Origin of the sequence: Paraburkholderia graminis C4D1M (assembly GCF_000172415.1) — a bacterium.
Lineage (GTDB): Bacteria > Pseudomonadota > Gammaproteobacteria > Burkholderiales > Burkholderiaceae > Paraburkholderia > Paraburkholderia graminis.
The window spans coordinates 15,317-31,237 of the sequence record NZ_ABLD01000018.1; the positions used below are offsets into that span (position 1 = coordinate 15,317).

The 15,921-nt window shown below is 60.7% G+C and carries 13 protein-coding genes and 2 pseudogenes; 7 read left to right on the forward strand and 8 right to left on the reverse strand.

Features of this window, described 5'->3' with window-relative positions; genetic code table 11:
• Window positions 1-2: 2 nt before the first annotated feature.
• From BGRAMDRAFT_RS23500 to BGRAMDRAFT_RS23515, 4 genes are read right to left on the reverse strand one after another with little or no spacing between them, the layout of a single operon-like run.
• The gene (locus tag BGRAMDRAFT_RS23500) at window positions 3-923 is read right to left on the reverse strand and encodes an amino acid ABC transporter ATP-binding protein (RefSeq protein WP_006051345.1); all 921 of its coding nucleotides are present in this window, start codon (window positions 921-923) and stop codon (window positions 3-5) included.
• Window positions 920-1,579 carry an amino acid ABC transporter permease gene (locus BGRAMDRAFT_RS23505; RefSeq protein ID WP_006051346.1) on the reverse strand — a complete coding sequence of 220 codons (660 nt, stop codon included), beginning with the start codon at window positions 1,577-1,579 and terminating at the stop codon, window positions 920-922. The genes BGRAMDRAFT_RS23500 and BGRAMDRAFT_RS23505 overlap by 4 nt, the downstream gene beginning before the upstream one ends.
• Window positions 1,576-2,220 carry an amino acid ABC transporter permease gene (locus BGRAMDRAFT_RS23510; protein ID WP_006051347.1) on the reverse strand — a complete coding sequence of 215 codons (645 nt, stop codon included), beginning with the start codon at window positions 2,218-2,220 and terminating at the stop codon, window positions 1,576-1,578. The genes BGRAMDRAFT_RS23505 and BGRAMDRAFT_RS23510 overlap by 4 nt, the downstream gene beginning before the upstream one ends.
• A gap of 37 nt (window positions 2,221-2,257) precedes the next feature.
• On the reverse strand, window positions 2,258-3,127 hold the full coding sequence (locus BGRAMDRAFT_RS23515; protein WP_006051348.1) for a transporter substrate-binding domain-containing protein: 870 nt from the start codon (window positions 3,125-3,127) through the stop codon (window positions 2,258-2,260).
• A 48-nt stretch (window positions 3,128-3,175) separates the two neighbouring features.
• Between BGRAMDRAFT_RS23515 and BGRAMDRAFT_RS34650 the strand changes: the two genes are divergently transcribed.
• Window positions 3,176-3,568, forward strand: coding sequence for a hypothetical protein (locus BGRAMDRAFT_RS34650; protein WP_157140651.1), 393 nt, complete (start codon window positions 3,176-3,178; stop codon window positions 3,566-3,568).
• A 19-nt stretch (window positions 3,569-3,587) separates the two neighbouring features.
• Here BGRAMDRAFT_RS34650 and BGRAMDRAFT_RS23520 read toward each other — a convergent pair.
• From BGRAMDRAFT_RS23520 to BGRAMDRAFT_RS23535, 4 genes and pseudogenes are all read right to left on the reverse strand, one after another.
• A pseudogene (locus BGRAMDRAFT_RS23520) lies at window positions 3,588-3,892 on the reverse strand (copper-binding protein).
• 62 nt (window positions 3,893-3,954) lie between these two features.
• Window positions 3,955-4,635, reverse strand: a pseudogene (locus tag BGRAMDRAFT_RS23525) (multicopper oxidase domain-containing protein); the annotation flags it as partial.
• 919 nt (window positions 4,636-5,554) lie between these two features.
• A complete protein-coding gene (locus BGRAMDRAFT_RS23530; protein ID WP_006051352.1) occupies window positions 5,555-6,019 on the reverse strand; it encodes a MaoC family dehydratase in 465 nt (154 codons plus the stop codon).
• Window positions 6,020-6,151: 132 nt separating this feature from the next.
• Window positions 6,152-7,315: a carboxymuconolactone decarboxylase family protein gene (locus BGRAMDRAFT_RS23535; protein WP_157140652.1), complete on the reverse strand. Its 1,164-nt coding sequence runs from the start codon at window positions 7,313-7,315 to the stop codon at window positions 6,152-6,154.
• A gap of 240 nt (window positions 7,316-7,555) precedes the next feature.
• Between BGRAMDRAFT_RS23535 and BGRAMDRAFT_RS23540 the strand changes: the two genes are divergently transcribed.
• From BGRAMDRAFT_RS23540 to BGRAMDRAFT_RS23560, 6 genes are all read left to right on the forward strand, one after another.
• Window positions 7,556-8,314: an SDR family NAD(P)-dependent oxidoreductase gene (locus BGRAMDRAFT_RS23540; RefSeq protein ID WP_006051354.1), complete on the forward strand. Its 759-nt coding sequence runs from the start codon at window positions 7,556-7,558 to the stop codon at window positions 8,312-8,314.
• 135 nt (window positions 8,315-8,449) lie between these two features.
• Window positions 8,450-9,676, forward strand: coding sequence for a crotonyl-CoA carboxylase/reductase (gene ccrA, locus BGRAMDRAFT_RS23545; protein WP_232292343.1), 1,227 nt, complete (start codon window positions 8,450-8,452; stop codon window positions 9,674-9,676).
• 29 nt (window positions 9,677-9,705) lie between these two features.
• Window positions 9,706-11,364, forward strand: coding sequence for a beta-ketoacyl synthase N-terminal-like domain-containing protein (locus tag BGRAMDRAFT_RS35510; RefSeq protein ID WP_232292344.1), 1,659 nt, complete (start codon window positions 9,706-9,708; stop codon window positions 11,362-11,364).
• On the forward strand, window positions 11,357-13,609 hold the full coding sequence (locus BGRAMDRAFT_RS35515) for an acyltransferase domain-containing protein (protein WP_006051357.1): 2,253 nt from the start codon (window positions 11,357-11,359) through the stop codon (window positions 13,607-13,609). Before BGRAMDRAFT_RS35510 ends, BGRAMDRAFT_RS35515 begins: the two co-directional genes overlap by 8 nt.
• Window positions 13,610-13,679: 70 nt before the next feature.
• The gene (locus tag BGRAMDRAFT_RS23555) at window positions 13,680-14,024 is read left to right on the forward strand and encodes an acyl carrier protein (RefSeq protein WP_006051358.1); all 345 of its coding nucleotides are present in this window, start codon (window positions 13,680-13,682) and stop codon (window positions 14,022-14,024) included.
• A 124-nt stretch (window positions 14,025-14,148) separates the two neighbouring features.
• Window positions 14,149-15,120, forward strand: a complete 972-nt coding sequence (locus tag BGRAMDRAFT_RS23560; protein WP_044021785.1) for a beta-ketoacyl-ACP synthase III — start codon at window positions 14,149-14,151, stop codon at window positions 15,118-15,120.
• The last annotated feature ends 801 nt before the right edge of the window (window positions 15,121-15,921 follow it).

Here is a 15,921-nt window from a genome sequence, read left to right on the forward strand (position 1 = left end):
GCTTACAGGAGTTTCGGAGCGTCGCCAGCGGTGTCGTCGAAAGGCTGATGCGGAGAACGGAAACGCGCGAGGAACTGCCGCGCGCGCGGCGTCTGCGGCGCGCCGAAGAACTGTTCGGGCGGCGCGCTTTCGATCACCTGGCCTGCGTCCATGAAGACAATGCGGCTGGCGACTTGCCGCGCGAATTCCATCTCGTGCGTGACGATTACCATGGTCGCGCCTTCCTGCGCGAGCGAGTGCATCACGTTCAGGACTTCGCCGACGAGCATCGGATCGAGCGCGCTGGTCGGCTCGTCGAACAGCAGAATGTCGGGCTTCATGGCAAGCGCGCGCGCGATGCCGACGCGCTGCTTCTGTCCCCCCGAGAGGCGCGACGGAAATGCCTCCATTTTGCCCGCAAGGCCGACGCGTTCGAGCAGGCGTTCCGCATCCGCGCGTGCTTCGTCGCGTGGGCGGCCGAGCACGTGCAGCGGCGCTTCCATCACGTTTTGCAGCACGGTCAGATGCGGCCAGAGCGCGAAGTGCTGGAAGACCATGCCGATGCGTGCGCGTGAACGCGCGAGCTCGGCATCGCTCATTTTGATGGACGAGCCTTCGCGCACACCCATTCGCCGGTTCGACACATGGACCGTGCCCGCGTCGGGAATTTCCAGCCAGTTCACGCAGCGCAACAGCGTGGACTTGCCGCAACCGGAGGGCCCCAGCAGGCAGACCGTTTCTCCCTTGTGGACGGTCAGCGAGACATCGCGCAGCACATGGTTTTCGCCGAAGGACTTGGAAATACCGTTGAGGTGCAGGACGGTATCCGTCGCCGGACGGGCAGTGTTGCCGGATGCCGCGGCTGCCGCGGACGGCGCGGATGCAGTCCCGTCTGCGGCGACCTCGCGCAGCATCGTGAGCGCGGCGTCGTTGGAAGTGTTCATGCTCTGCGTTCCTCGGCGAATCTGGACAATAACCCGCTGCCGCCTTCGATCACGAGACAGATGGCCCAGTACAGCACCACCGCCGTGATGAAGGCCGCGAACGGAATGAAGTAAGTAGCCTGAATGCCGTTCATCTGATGCGTTAGTTCGCCTACGGCGATCACCGTGAGAAACGCGCTGTCCTTGACGATCTGCACAAGCTGGTTGCCGATCATCGGCAAGGAAACCGTGAAGACCTGCGGCAGAATGATGCGGCGAACCAGGCTGAAGCCGTGGAAGCCATATGCGCGCGCGGCTTCGATCATCGGCGCGGGCAGACCGGCCCAGGCGCCTCGCAGCAGTTCGGCCATGTAGGCCGTGTTGTAGAGAATCAGCGCGATCGCGCCCGCCCACCAGTTCGACAACCGGATTCCGGCCGTCGGCAGGCCGAAATAGATCAGATAGACGAACAGCAGAAAAGGCGCGCAGCGCATTGCGTCGACATAAAGCGTCGCGAGCCGCGCGATGGCCGCACGCCTCGACATCAGCGCGGACGTCAGCAGTGCGCCGAGCACGAGCGAGGCGAGGGACGCGACCGCAAGCAGACCGAGTGTGTCGAGCAGACCCGACAGCACATCCGCGCGCTGCTGCCAGACGATCAGGAAGTGCTCCATCATGCGCGGGCCTCGACGGGTTGACGGCGCTCGATCACGCGCTGCGCCCTGATGAGGACGAACACGATCAGACCGTATAGCACGAGCGCAAAAACGAAGGGAGGCAGCGGCTCATAGGTGCGCGCGCCGACCCGCAATGCCGCGCGCGTGATCTCGACGATGCCGATGACGGCGACCGCGGGCGTCGACTTGATCTGCAACGTCATTTCGCTGACTAGACCCGGCAAAGCCGCACGCCAGATCTGCGGCATCACGATGCGGCGAAACCGCAGCCTTCGCGGCATGGCGAAGGCGAGGGCGGCGTCGTACTGATCGCGTGGAAAGTTGATCAGGGCAGCGCGCCAGATTTCGCAGTTGAACGCGGCGGTGCTGAGCGTGAGCGCGAGGATCGCAGCGGGCGTCGGATCGAGCGAGATGCCGAACTGCGGCAGCGCGAAGAAGATGAGCAATGTGAGCGTCACGGCGGGACACGAGCGGATCAGACTCACGTAAGCCACGACGATGCGGTGGAAAAAGGGCACGCGCGCCCAGCGGATCAGCGCGAGGCCCAGACCCAACGGTATGCCGAGGGCGATGCTCGCGACCGAGAGAACCACGGTCGCGAGCGCGCCCTGCACGATACTCCAGTAATCGAAGGCGTTCATCGATGCGGGATCATAGAGTCTGACAGACGGTATGGCGTCAATTGACGGACTGCGGCATGTCCTTGTAGCTCGCGCCTAGCCACTTCTGCTGAAGCTGATACATCTCACCGCTCTTGCGCAATTCAAGCAGCGCGGCATCGACCATCTTCAGCACGTCGGTGTTGCCCTTCTTCACGGCCCACGCAATGTAGGTGGGCTTGCCGATCGGCTGGCCGATCAGAAACGTATCGGGACGCGTCTTGACGAGCGAGTTCAGGCTGATCTGCGTATTCGCCACCGCGTCGACGCGTCCCAAGGCCAGGTCCTGATAGGCTTCCGGATACGACTGGTATTCGACGATCTGCTTGATTCCGCTGCCGCCGTGCTTCTTCTTCAGCTCCTCGTTGAAGAGCTTCAGGTCCGTGAGCATCGCGCTGCCGGTTTCCGCGCCGACCACCTTGCCGACGAGATCGTCCGGCCCCTTGATCGATGAGCCCTTTTTGGTCGCATAGAATGTGATGGCCTCGCAGGTCGGCGACGCGAAGTCGAAGGTCTTGCGGCGTTCGTCGGTGACGAGCACGGCGCTCAGCGCCATGTCGTACTTGCCCGTCGTCACGCCGGGCAGGATGCCGGACCAGGGCATCACCTGCTGCTTCACTTCGACGCCGATCTTCTTGCGCATCAGCGCGAGAAGGTCGTTGTCGTAGCCCGTGTTCTTGCCGTCGGCGACGAACTCGAACGGAGTGTAGTCATCTTCTGTTGCGACGGTGATATAGCCCCGTGCCTTGATTTCCTCGGCGCTCGCGGCGTGCGCCGCATGACTGATGCCGAACGTGGCGATGAGCGCGAGGGCGCACGTGCGAAAGAGTGTGACGGCCGTGCGCTGTTTCGAGTGAACCGGATCGCGGCGGATAATGCGAACTGACATGGAGAGGCCCCTTTGGTGGCGGCGAGCGCATACAACGCTTGAGCGAGCATGCGCTCACCGGATGATGACCGGCAAAGCGATCATTCGTGTGGGTACGGACGAATCGCTGAGCATCAATGCAAGTGGTATGCCAACGATCTGTTTTCGGTTGCCTGCCCGTTGCTCGCGGGATCGGCGCCCGATCAGCACTCACGAATTGCGGTCGCCGCAATCCGTGGTGCACCACGGAAGTCTTTTGGCCTTGTGTTCGTGCATTTGCGCACCGACTTGCAACATGCGGCGCGCGCACTGGCGCCCGCCCAGTTGCGCCAGCCGCGTTGTGTGCTGCAAAGTGGCCGCAAGCCAGTTTCTTTCCGTCGTTTCCGCTTTCGGGGACGAGGCGAGGATGCGATGGATAAAAATATGGCCGTTGATGCGCTCACGGTTTCTTCAATTCGATGATAGTGAGCGTGCCGTTGACTTACTCGGCCACGAAGTCGATCTGGTCGCCGGCCTTGACTTGCGAAAGCATCTCCGGGCCTTGACCTTGAACACCATCGTCATCGCGTCCATACCGAGGTTTTCGAGCGCGCCATGCTTGATGGTCAGCTTGCCGGCGGCGAAATCGACTTTCTTCACTTCGCCATGCGACATACCGTACTTTGCCTCGGTGCCCGGCGCGGGATCGCCGCTTGTCTCCATGCTGCCCATGTCGGCGGCGGCATATGACATAGCCGGGAAGGCAACGGCGCAGCCCATCGCAATCGAGATCAGTGTTTGTTTCATCTGCTTTTTCCATAGTCATGTTGGTGAAACCGGTGGCCGGGTCACAGCCGACGCTCGCGTACTCAGCTATCCGGCGAGTCCCCGGTGCATTCGATCGCCACGGTCCCTTTCGGGTGCCTGAACCAGCCTGGATCGCGGTAGTCGTTGCGCCCGAGTCCTTCCCGAACCTTCACGACGGTGAACATGCCGCCTATCTCCAGCGCGCCGAACGGACCGTTGCCGGTCATCATCGGCAAAGTGTTTTCCGGGAGCGGCATTTCCATCGCGCCCATCGAGCCTCCGGTGCTGCCCATTGCCGTGTAGTCAGGAACCAGCTTGTTGATGCGCTTCGCGAGGTCTTTCTGCGGTACGCCGATCAGATTCGGCACCTGATGGCCCATCGCATTCATCGTGTGGTGCGACTTGTGGCAGTGAAACGCCCAGTCGCCGGGACGGTTCGCGGTGAACTCGATGGCGCGCATCTGACCGGCAGCGACGTCTACCGTCACCTCGGGCCAGCGCGCTGAAGAGGGTATCCATCCGCCGTCGGTGCCGGCTACCTCGAAGCTGTAACCGTGCAGATAAATCGGGCGATTCGTCATAGTCAGGTTACCGAAACGAATACGAACCCGATCCCCGGCGCGCAGAGGGAGCGGGTCGATGCCGGGGAACACACGCGCATTCCACGTCCACATGTTGAAGTCCATCATTTCGTTGACGCGCGGTGTGAAGCTGCCAGGGTCGATGTCGTAGGCCGCTTCCAACGCTTTGTCTCTCCGCGAAATAGCTCATCTTTCAGTGCTTGTGTCACCTAAAAACGCAACTAACCGTCCGGCGCGGCCTACTCGCCGCCAACTTCGAGCACCGTCAATAAACAAGTGGGCTGCCAATCCCGCTCAGGAGTAGGCAGACTGGCCTGCAATCCATCGTCGGGCGAAATCTGGTGGCTGGATTAAAGATGCTCAGGAGAGCGAAGAGGCTGGGAGGGTGCAAGTGTTTCCTCGCGACGGGAGCCCACGCTCTCCGCCACATAGTCTGGCTGGCCACAATCTGTTCCCGCAACGTCGGCATCTGTGTCTTCTGGACCAACCCATTCGGGACTCCCCGTCGCCAGAACCCGCCGACCAAGACGCGCCAGTTGCCGATGAATCGGGCGTCGGCAAGCGAACGGTACTTCAAATCACGTTGCACCAGTTGTTGACGTTCACAATTGCCACTAGCCATGTTCACAGGAATGTTAGCGGCCAAAACGCCGGGATGGCTTGCTGCGCATTGCGTTGCGTGCGATCAGCGCCATTTGACGCCTGTTGCGACGGTACAACATTCGTGATGATGCCTGTTCAGTAACTCTGCTAGCGTCGCGTCGGTGCTGGATATCAAGTCTCACGGACGATGCGATCCAAAAGACACTTTTCATGGGTGGAGTTCAGGATCGTTATCGGCCGCATTCAATCAAAAAGCGCTTTTTAATTTTCTGATTTGGTTTAAGGGACGGTAGCTTTAGCTCTTGTGCAAAGAGCTATTTTGATTGGCACGTATGGTAGTGTTCGACGGCGGCCATATTCCGCGAGACGCTTCCTCCGCGAAGAGCGGTGCTGTGTCTGCAAGTTTAAGCGCCATGCTCGAATGATTCATCAGCATATGCAAGGCACGCTAGCATAGTTAATGGACATGCTAGCGGTGCTATGAACGCCGGCTAGCACCAATTCGCTCCAACATCGGCAACGAAGAAGTCGGCATGACGACCGCCTCACCCTCCAATACGACGCGGCCATTCACTTCGCAGATGGTGGCCAGCGTCGCGCGGCCGCGATCCGCATGTATCGCTTTTACCGTCACCGTCGCACGAACTGTTTCGCCGATTTTCACCGGACGCCGAAACATCAAGGTCTGCGATATGTAGATTGAACCCGGTCCTGGAAGACGCATGGCGATCGCAGCGGAGATGATCGAGGCGGAGAGCATTCCGTGCGCAATGCGTTCGCCGAACTGCGTTTGCCTGGCGTATTCTTCGTCGAGGTGGACCGGGTTGTGGTCACCGGAAGCGCTCGCGAATTGAAGAACGTCGCGCTCGGAAAGCGTTTTCATGAATTGCGCGCTTAGACCGACCGTCAGGTCTTCAAGATGGTATCCACCCGTCTCGTTCATCGTTTATCTCCTGGTTGATCCGTACCGTTGGCTGAGAAGCCGTCATGCTGCGGAGCGCAATAAGCGGCATGCGCTGCGTGCGTGAAAAGACCGTTCCCTCTTCCAGGCGAGCGCTCACAGTCATTAGCGTCCTCAACGCGGACACGCGGCGCCGTCCGGTGGGCGTAGCAAAGAGTGAACGTCGACAACTTCCTTCACTACCCGGTTCACCACGAGCAAGCCCGATTGAACCGACAGCAGACCAGCATGCGGCAACGCCCTCATCATCGCGTCTGCGATTTCGCGCTCAGATACGCCGAGCGTAAGAGCTCGTCTCACGTGCATGGACAGAATCTCAGTATCGGTACTGCGCGAAAGACAGGTCAGGCAGGCGATGTCCGTCAAGCACTGCCGTCTGGCCCGTTCAGGCGGCTCCACCTGTGCCTTTGGCGCGCCGATATCGGCAAGATACCGACCAACCAGCGGCGACATGTCCGCGACGTACTCGGGCACTGCAAACACAGACAGTTCCGGCGATTCTCCGGGCATATGCCGGCCGACTGACTCGATCAGGGACGACTCACAGGAAGAATCGTCTTCTGTCGGCTGCGCAAACACATCCAATGCGATTCGCGTGAGAGGAAGGACGAGAGGCCAGCCAATGTAGCCGGTGAGTTGAATGAGAACTTCGGTCAACTCCTTACGCGTCCAGCCAAGGCGCCTGCAGACCTTCAGGTGCTGTCTGACCGCCGGATGCTGGTTTGGCAGAGCCATGACGATAGCCAATGTCGCAAGCTCGCGGTCCCTGACAGTCAGCGCAGATTCGCTCAAGGCCGTGCCATATGCGACGTCGGCGATCAACGCCTGCATCTCTTCCGGCAATGATTCAAGGTACTGGTGTTCCCGAAGAAGCAGCCGCGAGACATCGGTCCGCGAGCCACTGGCGACGCGGTCGGCATATGCAACCGTGATGCCCCGCTCGGCGAAGAGCTCAAGGGCAACTCCAATGCCTGCTATTGCGACGGGTACCCCGCCATAGAGCAGGGTTTGCCACATCGTACCGAGCAATGCTTCGGGCGACCAGCCCGTGTTGAGCATGCCGCCCGCATGATATTTGAGCGCGGACTTCGCATTGCCCATGGTGGTCAAAACTGCAACCGTGACCAGTTCGCGACGTTTAAGCGAAAGGTTGGGCCGACCGATGATTTCTGCATACGCGCCTTCCACGAGCAGGCGCTTGAAGTCCGGGTCCAGACTGTCCAGGGCAGAAGAGAGGCTGTCGAAGCCCTCATTCCCAATTTCGCTGATGACTGCCATTCCCAGTTCGTGCAGTGAGCTTCGTTGTTCATGCATACGGTGTGGGTCCAGAACGAACATCGATTGAGGTTTCGATCGCATGATATTTCGCGCCGGATGCGCCGAATCTGAACTTTTGTGAACTTCGATCGACGGCGTTATTTCGCGCAATAGAATCCACTGCGACGCACGTCCGCGTTGAATCTTTCTTGACGCACTAGCTTCGACGCTCGTTTCGAACAACGCAACCGGGAGAGTAATTTGCGCAAGCTACAGGAGAAGACGGCACTGGTGACAGGCGGAAGTTCAGGTATCGGTCGGACCACCGCACTGCTTTTTGCAAAAGAAGGCGCACAAGTCGCCATTGCTTCCCGGCGCCAGCAAGAAGGCATGGACGTCGTGGAAGAGATTCGCCAGGCAGGCGGAGAAGCCATCTTCGTGAAAACGGATGTTTCCATCGCGGACGACTGTGCGAACGCAGTCGCGCAAACAGTCAGGGCCTTTGGCAAGCTGGATGTCGCGTTCAACAATGCGGGCGTCGAGGTCTTCGGCAAGCCTGTAGCAGAGATGGACGAAGCCACGTGGGATTTCGTCGTGGACATTAACCTGAAAGGTATTTTTCTGTCGATGAAGCATGAGTTGCCCGAGATGCTCAAGGCCGGCGGCGGCTCGATCGTCAACATGTCGTCGACTTACGGGCTCGTCGCCTCTTCATTCGGCGGGTGTGGCTACCACGCGTCCAAGGCGGGAATCATCGGACTGACGAAAGCGGCTGCGCTCGAATACGCAAGCCAAGGCATCCGGGTCAACTCCGTCTGCCCCGCGTTTGTCGCGACTGCCATGGTCGAAAAGTTTCTGCAGGAAACCGACATGACGGAGCAGATCAAGCGCTTCCATCCCATTGGCCGTCTCGGCACGGAGAGCGAGATTGCACAGGCGGTACTGTTCCTCGCAAGCAGCGACGCTTCTTTCATGACGGGAGCCGCACTTTCCGTGGACGGCGGCATGGCGGCGGCCTGATCCGTGGCGAGAGGCGCAGTCCAGGCATTTCATTGACGATAAGAATCAACGAAACCGACAGACAATCCCATCATGGTTAATATGGATACCTTACTGCTAGACAGACCAGTCGACTTGCGCGCAGACCAGCCAGATTTGTTCGACGTTGGACAGCCCATCCCGCTTGGCCAAGTGCCGAAACAGATGCACGCCTGGACGATCCGTCGCGAGAATCACGGCGAGCCCGCCACCGCATTTTCGAAGGAAATCGTTGCCGTGCCGCATATCGGCGCCAACGACGTACTGATTCTCGTGATGGCGGCCGGGGTGAACTACAACGGTGTTTGGGCCGCGCTTGGCCAGCCGTTCTCGGTACTTGACCTGCATGACGACCCCTATCACATCACCGGTTCGGACGCTTCTGGCATCGTCTGGGCGGTCGGCTCCAACGTTACCAAGTGGCGGGTCGGCGACGAGGTCGTCGCGCACTGCTCACAGGTGGACGGCGACGACGAGGAATGCAACGGCGGCGATCCGATGCTCTCTCCCTCGCAGCGCATCTGGGGATATGAGACCACGTATGGCTCATTTGCGCAGTTCGCGCGAGTGCGGGCCACCCAGTTGATGCCGCGTCCCAGACATCTCACATGGGCGGCGAGCGCCTGCTACACGCTCACGCTCGCGACCGCCTATCGGATGCTGTTTGGTCACAAGCCGCATGCGTTGTCGCCGGGGCAATCGGTCCTGGTGTGGGGTGCGGCGGGGGGCCTCGGAACCATGGCCATTCAGCTCGCCGCGTTGGCGGGCGCGCGGGCCGTTGCCGTGGTCTCGGACGAATCGAAAGCGAGCTTCGTCAAAAGTCTCGGCGCGGTCGGCGTCATCAACCGGTCAGACTTCTCCTGTTGGGGTGCGCCACCGTCCGTCGATTCCGCACTGGACTACGCGCTTTACATCGATTCTGTGAAGAAGTTCGGCAAGGCCATCTGGGATGCGCTCGGAGAGAAGCGCGACGTCGACATGGTGTTCGAGCATCCCGGTCGGAACACGTTCGCTGCCTCCTGCTATGTGGTGAAGCGTGGCGGCATGGTGGTCTTTTGCGCGGCGACGAGCGGATACGACCTGACCTGTGACGCGCGCTATGTCTGGATGCGCCAGAAGCGCATCCAAGGCAGCCATTTCGCGAGTCTGAAGGAAGCCGCTCAGGCCAACAGGCTTGTCATGAGCGGCCGCATCGACCCATGCCTTTCCGAAGTCTTTCCGTGGGAGCGGTTGCCCGAGGCTCACGCGAAGATTCGCGCCAACCAGCATCTGCCCGGCAACATGGCCGTGCTGGTGCAGGCGAGCAGCAGCGACGATCTCGACGCGGCACGCCGCCGCGAGTAATGCACGCCTCTTCCTCTGGTGACAACGGTATGGACAACTCAAACGTTTTCGCGGGCCGGATCGCCATCGTCGGCATGTCGTGCCGGTTCCCGGGCGGTGCGTCTTGTGCATCGACGTACTGGGACTTTCTGAACTCGGGGCAATCGGCCATTCGCGAAACGCCCCCTGAGCGGTTCGACATCGACGCCTTTTACTCACCGGACCCCGACGAGCCGGGGACCACGTACTCGCGCGTTGCCGGCTACGTCGACGATCCGTTTTTCTTCGATCGAAGATTTTTTCGCACGTCCGCCGCCGAGGCGATGGAAATGGACCCGCAGCAACGCTGGATGCTGGAGCTGACATGGGCCGCGCTCGAGAATGCAGGCCTCGTGCCAAGCCAGTTGCGAGGGACGAGCGCCGGCGTTTTCATGACTACGGGCGAAGCGGACTATGGTCGCAGAACGGTGTGGTCCGGCGATCCGCGCGGCATCACGACTTATTCCAAGCTCGGCAATCTGCGCGCAATGGCCCCCGGGCGCGTAGCGCACATATTGGGTCTCGGCGGACCTGCGATATTCGTCGACACTACCTGTTCTTCCTCGCTTGTCGCGATTCATCTTGCTGCACAGAGTCTGCGGGAAGGCGACTGCGACGTAGCGATCGCCGGCGGTGTGAACCTGATCCTCGGTCCCGAAGAAACGATTGGCGTCGCGCGGCTGAAAGCGATGTCGCCGTCGGGCCAATGCCGCCCTTTCGACGCGAACGCCGATGGCTACATACGTGGCGAAGGCGGCGGTGTCATCGTCATGAAGCGGTTAGAGGATGCGCTCGCGCACGGCGACCGCATCGATGCAGTGTTGGCCGGATCGGCGGTAAACAGCGACGGTGCAAGCAATGGCTTGACCGCACCTAACGGCGCGGCACAGGAAGCAGTGATTCGCCGCGCACTGGCTCGCGCCCGCGCGAGACCGCAAGACGTCGCCTACATCGAAGCGCATGGCACTGGAACATCGCTTGGTGATCCTATCGAACTGTCCGCGCTGCGCAATGTGTACGCGCGATCGGTCGCGCGGCCGAAGCCGATTCTCGTGGGTTCCGTCAAGTCACAGGTCGGCCACCTCGAGGGCGCTGCCGGCATGGCCGGCATCATCAAGGCAATTCTGATTCTGCGTCACCGTCATGTGCCGGCTCAGGTCAACTTTTCAACGCCGAACCCTCGATTCCGCTGGAGCGATGAGCAACTCGATGTCGCTCGCTGCCGCGCCCCGCTCGACGACCCTCGCGCGCTCGTCGGCGTTAGCGGTTTTGGCATTACAGGCACCAATGTGCATTTGATCCTAGCGCCGAGGCCAACTCGCGAGGTCGCCGCGAACGATGCCGATCGGCAGCGAGTGCTGACACTTTCGGGCCGTTCAGCCGAGGCAAGGCAGCGACTCGCCCGCGAGTTCCGCACGAAGCTCGCGGCCTCCCCGGTGTCCCTGCGGGATGTTTGCTACACAGCGAGCGTGCGGCGGGAGAAACTTCGACCATCGCGTCGCGTTCGTAGGTACGACGAGAGCGGATTTCATCCAGGCAATCGACGATTTTCTGCAAGCCGATGCGTCGGGCACCTGGCACGCCGGCAGCAGCCCGAAAAAGCCGCGCCTTGCCTTTGTCTTCCCTGGGCAGGGCTCATGGCATCCCGGCGTTGGGGCGGAGTTGTATAACGGCAACTGGATCTTCCGCAAGTTCGCTGACATCTCTCTTGCGCAACTTGGCGACGGCGCGGCCCGTGACGTGCTTCAGGCAATCCTCGGGGAAAACGCGGACGCAGTGCGCCACCATCCCGGTCAACTCGCGCATTTCGTCGTGTGCTTTTCGCTCGCACGGACCTGGATGGAACTTGGCCTGCAGCCAGATCTTCTGATCGGTCATTCGCTCGGCGAACATGTGGCAGCCGTTATCGGCGGCGTCATGACACTAGCCGACGGAATCAAGGCAGTCGAGGCGCGAGGGCGGCTCTTCGATTCCGAAACACCGCGCGGCGCCATGCTTGCGGTCGCCGCCAGCATCGACGAACTCCGGCAACAGTTTGTGTTCGGCACGAACCTGTTCGTCGCCGGGGTGAATGGGCGCGGTCAAACCGTTGTCAGCGGTACGGAGGAAGCGGTGAGCCAGGTGCAGGAAGCGATGGCGGCGGCGGGGAAACGCTTTTCGCTTCTGAAGACCTACGATACGCCCGGGCATTCGCCGCTGCTGCGATCCATGCGCGAGTCGTTCCGTCGCGAACTGGAGCGATTGACCTTCTCGGTGCCGACCATTCCCATCGTTTCGACGCTCACGGGCAAGCTTGCGACTGACGCGATAGCCCGCGTCGAGCATTGGCTGGATCTCGTCGAAGAGCCGGTAATGTTCGACGACGCGCTGCATGCCGCCCTCGACGGCCACACGGCTTTCCTTGAAGTCGGCCCCGGGGCCGCGCTCGCCAAACTCGCGCGTGCCGCGGCGGGCGGCGACTGGCAGTGCGCGGTCTCCTCGCTTTCCGACGGGCCGGACGGCGACGACGAAACGGAAACTACCGGCTTCGCGCATGCATGTGCGCACCTGTACAGCGCGGGACACGCGATCGCGTGGAGCAAGATGTATGGCAATGCGCCAGAGCCGGCAGAGCTGCCTACCTACGCGTTTGACCGGGAGCGGTTCGAACTGCCGCCGGCTACCCGTAGTCCGGTCGCGCCCGCTTTGTACAAGGATCCATCACGGCGCGGCACGTCGGAAGCCGAAGCCTTCGCCACAGAAGCGACTCTCGCGGCGCAAACGGCGCAACATTTGGCACCGGCGCCTGCGTCGCAGGACGGCACGCAGGTGCTCATCGCGTTGCGCGAGATCGCCGCGTCTGTCGCACCGGATACGGCCGACTTCGCGGACGATCTACCGCTTGTCAGTCAAGGCATGGACTCTCTCGCATTGACGGAACTGCGAGTACGTCTGCACCAGAAGTTTGGGAAGATGGCGCCCATGTCGATGCTCGCTCGCGGTGCATCGCTGATCGCGCTGGCCGGCTGGCTCGGGGCATCGAGTCATGGCTCCCGGATGCCGGACGGTCCAGGCCCATTGAGCGACGCCCCGCCTGAAGTCCGCCACGACGTGGACGAAAGCGCGCTCGTCGTGGTGTTGCGTGAAGGCAGCGGACCGGTCATTGCGCTAGTGCATCCAGTGGGCGGCGACGTGCTGTGTTACGAGGCGCTCGCCGCGGCGTGGCCGGGCGACCCCTCGATTATCGCGGTTCGCCATCCGTATTCGGATCCGGGTCGAGAGGTGAAGTATCTCTCCATCGGGCAACTGGCGTCGCTCTATCGCTCTGCATTCGTCAGAGCCGCAGGCCGGATTCCCGACCTGCTCGGCGGCTGGTCTTTCGGCGGTCTCGTCGCCCAGGAAATGGCCGTGCAATGGGAAGCGAAAGACATTGATGCACCGCCGCTTCTCATCGTCGACAGTCCACTTCACGGCGAATCGTTCGTGACGCGACTCGAGCGGATAGTCAGTGAATTCGATGGCGAAGAAGGTTCCCGGCTTGCCGCCACGCTGCTCGCCGACGCACGCTTTGATGCAATGCTCGACAACGACTTCTTTCTCGCCGAGGCAAGGCGCCGCGCTCACCCGGACACGTTCGCTCACCTCGCGCGGCTTCATGCGGCGTGCGCCGCGGCCCTCGCACGGCATAGGGTCAGGCAGGTGCGTGCCAGCATCCACTATGCGCTCGCCGGGCGCGGAAAAACGGAGGCCTCGAACGACAAGGTCACTGCCAGTCTGCGTCCGCTGACCGATGGGAACATCATCGTCACCGTCTTCGATGACGACCATAACTCCATCGTTCGCGCTCCTTCTGCCGGGCGTCTCGCCCGTTTGCTCAACGTTGTGGCAAGCGACGACGCACAGGTTCGGCGGATGACGCAGGCGGATGTCTCGTGACTCATGTTGTTGTTACGCCTCGCACCACCGGGGTTTTCTCTTCTTAACCTGATTTCGGGGAATCGACGCAATGAGCAATCCACTCGAAGCGATATCTATGAACGGTGTCAACGTGACCAAAGAAACGATCCTGAGCTGGATTCAGGAATGGAGCGAGGCGAACAATCTGAAGATCCCGCCGGATCTGGATCAGACCTTCGCCGAGGCGGGTTTCGACTCTATGCACTCCGTCGAACTCGCGTTCCACCTGGAGGACAAGCTCAAGATCAAGATCGACGAGACGGTGCTTTACGACTACCCGACCTTCGCATCGCTCGCGGAGTATCTCGTCTCGCAGGTCAAGCCTGACGACGGGCCGGACCCGCAACTCGGCGCGGTATCGGGAAATGCGGCCGGCGGCGCCGGCAGCTGGTAGTCGAGACGCATAGGGCGCTGCGGCAAGGCCGTAGCTTGCACGGCGCCAACAGACATTTATCGGAGCGAAAAAGATGGCCGAAGTAAACCGTGCTGAGAGTCAGAGGTCCGCCGATCACGCGACGATGGGTTGGAGTTCCCGAATCGTGGGGTGCGGGTCGGCGTTGCCCGAACGCCGAATGAGCAATCAGGAACTCGCCACGATGGTCGACACGTCGGAGGAATGGATCACGCAGCGTACTGGCATCAAGGAACGACGCATAGCGGCCAACGGCGAATGCACTTCTGACCTTGCGATCCGGGCTGCGGTGTCGGCACTCGAACAGGCGGGCATGCGCGGCTCCGAAATCGATGTCGTGGTCCTGGCCACTTGCACGCCGGACCGGACCATGCCTGCAACGGCAGTGCGCGTGCAAGAAGCCCTCGGCATGACAGGAGGCGTTGCATTCGACGTGCAGGCGGTTTGCTCGGGATTCGTCTTCGCGCTCTCGGTAGCCGACAACATGATCCGGTTGGGGCAGGCGCGCAATGCCGTGGTAATCGGAGCGGAAACAATGTCGCGAATTATCGACTGGAACGACCGCAATAGCTGTGTGCTGTTCGGCGACGGCGCGGGCGCGGTCGTCTTGCGCGGCGAGCGACATGCGGGAGGAAGCCGACGGGGCATCTTGTCCACTCATCTGCATTCGGACGGGAGGCACCACGACAAGATCCACACCGACGGTGGGACATCTTCCACGCAGACTGCCGGCAAAATGCATCTGGCGGGACGCGAAGTGTTTCTCCACGCTGTCGTGAACCTTTCCGATGCATCGCAGGAAGCATTGGCCGCACACGGTCTTAGCAATGACGACCTCGACTGGGTCGTCCCCCACCAGGCCAATCAGCGAATCGTGCAGACCTTAGCGGAAAAACTGCATCTGCCGATGGAGAAAGTCGTGCTGACCGTCGACCATCACGGCAACACCTCGGCCGCGTCCATTCCGCTCGCGCTTAGCGAGGCCGTCGCCGACGGACGCATCAAGGAAAACGACCTTGTGCTGACCCCGACCATGGGTTCCGGCTTTACCTGGGGCGCCGCACTGATCCGGTGGTAGCCGCTCTCATTGGGTCGTGCGATTCACGTGCACAGTGGCACCTTCGTGATGCGTGTGACGATGGTGCCTGTCACTGTCCATAACGCCGTGCTCCTTCGGGCCTGTTCGATCAGCAACCAGAGCTATCCATAACGATGAAGCACATCGTCAATGCGAGCTTCTTCGTGTTGCCTATCGATGTACCCCCCGCACTCGTACCCTCAACGCGCGGAGCGCACGTATCTCTTCCGCGAGAAAGTCGAGCTGGTCCGCTCGCAGCGCACCCGTAAGGCCGATCCGATTCATTGATTCGGTCGGAACTAACCTCTATTCAGGTACCCGGCGAGGTAACAGCCGCGACGCTGCTTAACGCTTTTTCATGCCGATCAATATTATTATGCTTATTGATTGAAGGCGGAAAAAACGTAACATATTGTTCAAAAAAGCAAAGTTATACTGGTCGAACTTTGGCATCCCTACTTCGCGGTTCGGCTCAACATTTTCATTGTAGTTTAGGACCGTCTAATAGCGGTTTTCTTGCGTCGACAATCCGGTCAATACGGCTCCCGGTCTTCGCTTTCACAACTATCTGGACGCGGTTTGCACATCCGTCACTTATTAAACGTACGTAAATTCCACAACTTTTTATTCGAGATGAATTGCAGATACAACGTCCATTTAGACAAGCGATTTGCCACTATTTTTTATGTATATCCTTTCGCCATCCATCGCCGCCCATCTTTCTGTTATTGGTTTGGAACGAGGTCGCTGTTGGCGGCAAAGCTGAATAGCCGCCGTATGTCGGTGCTTCACGTCGAGCGG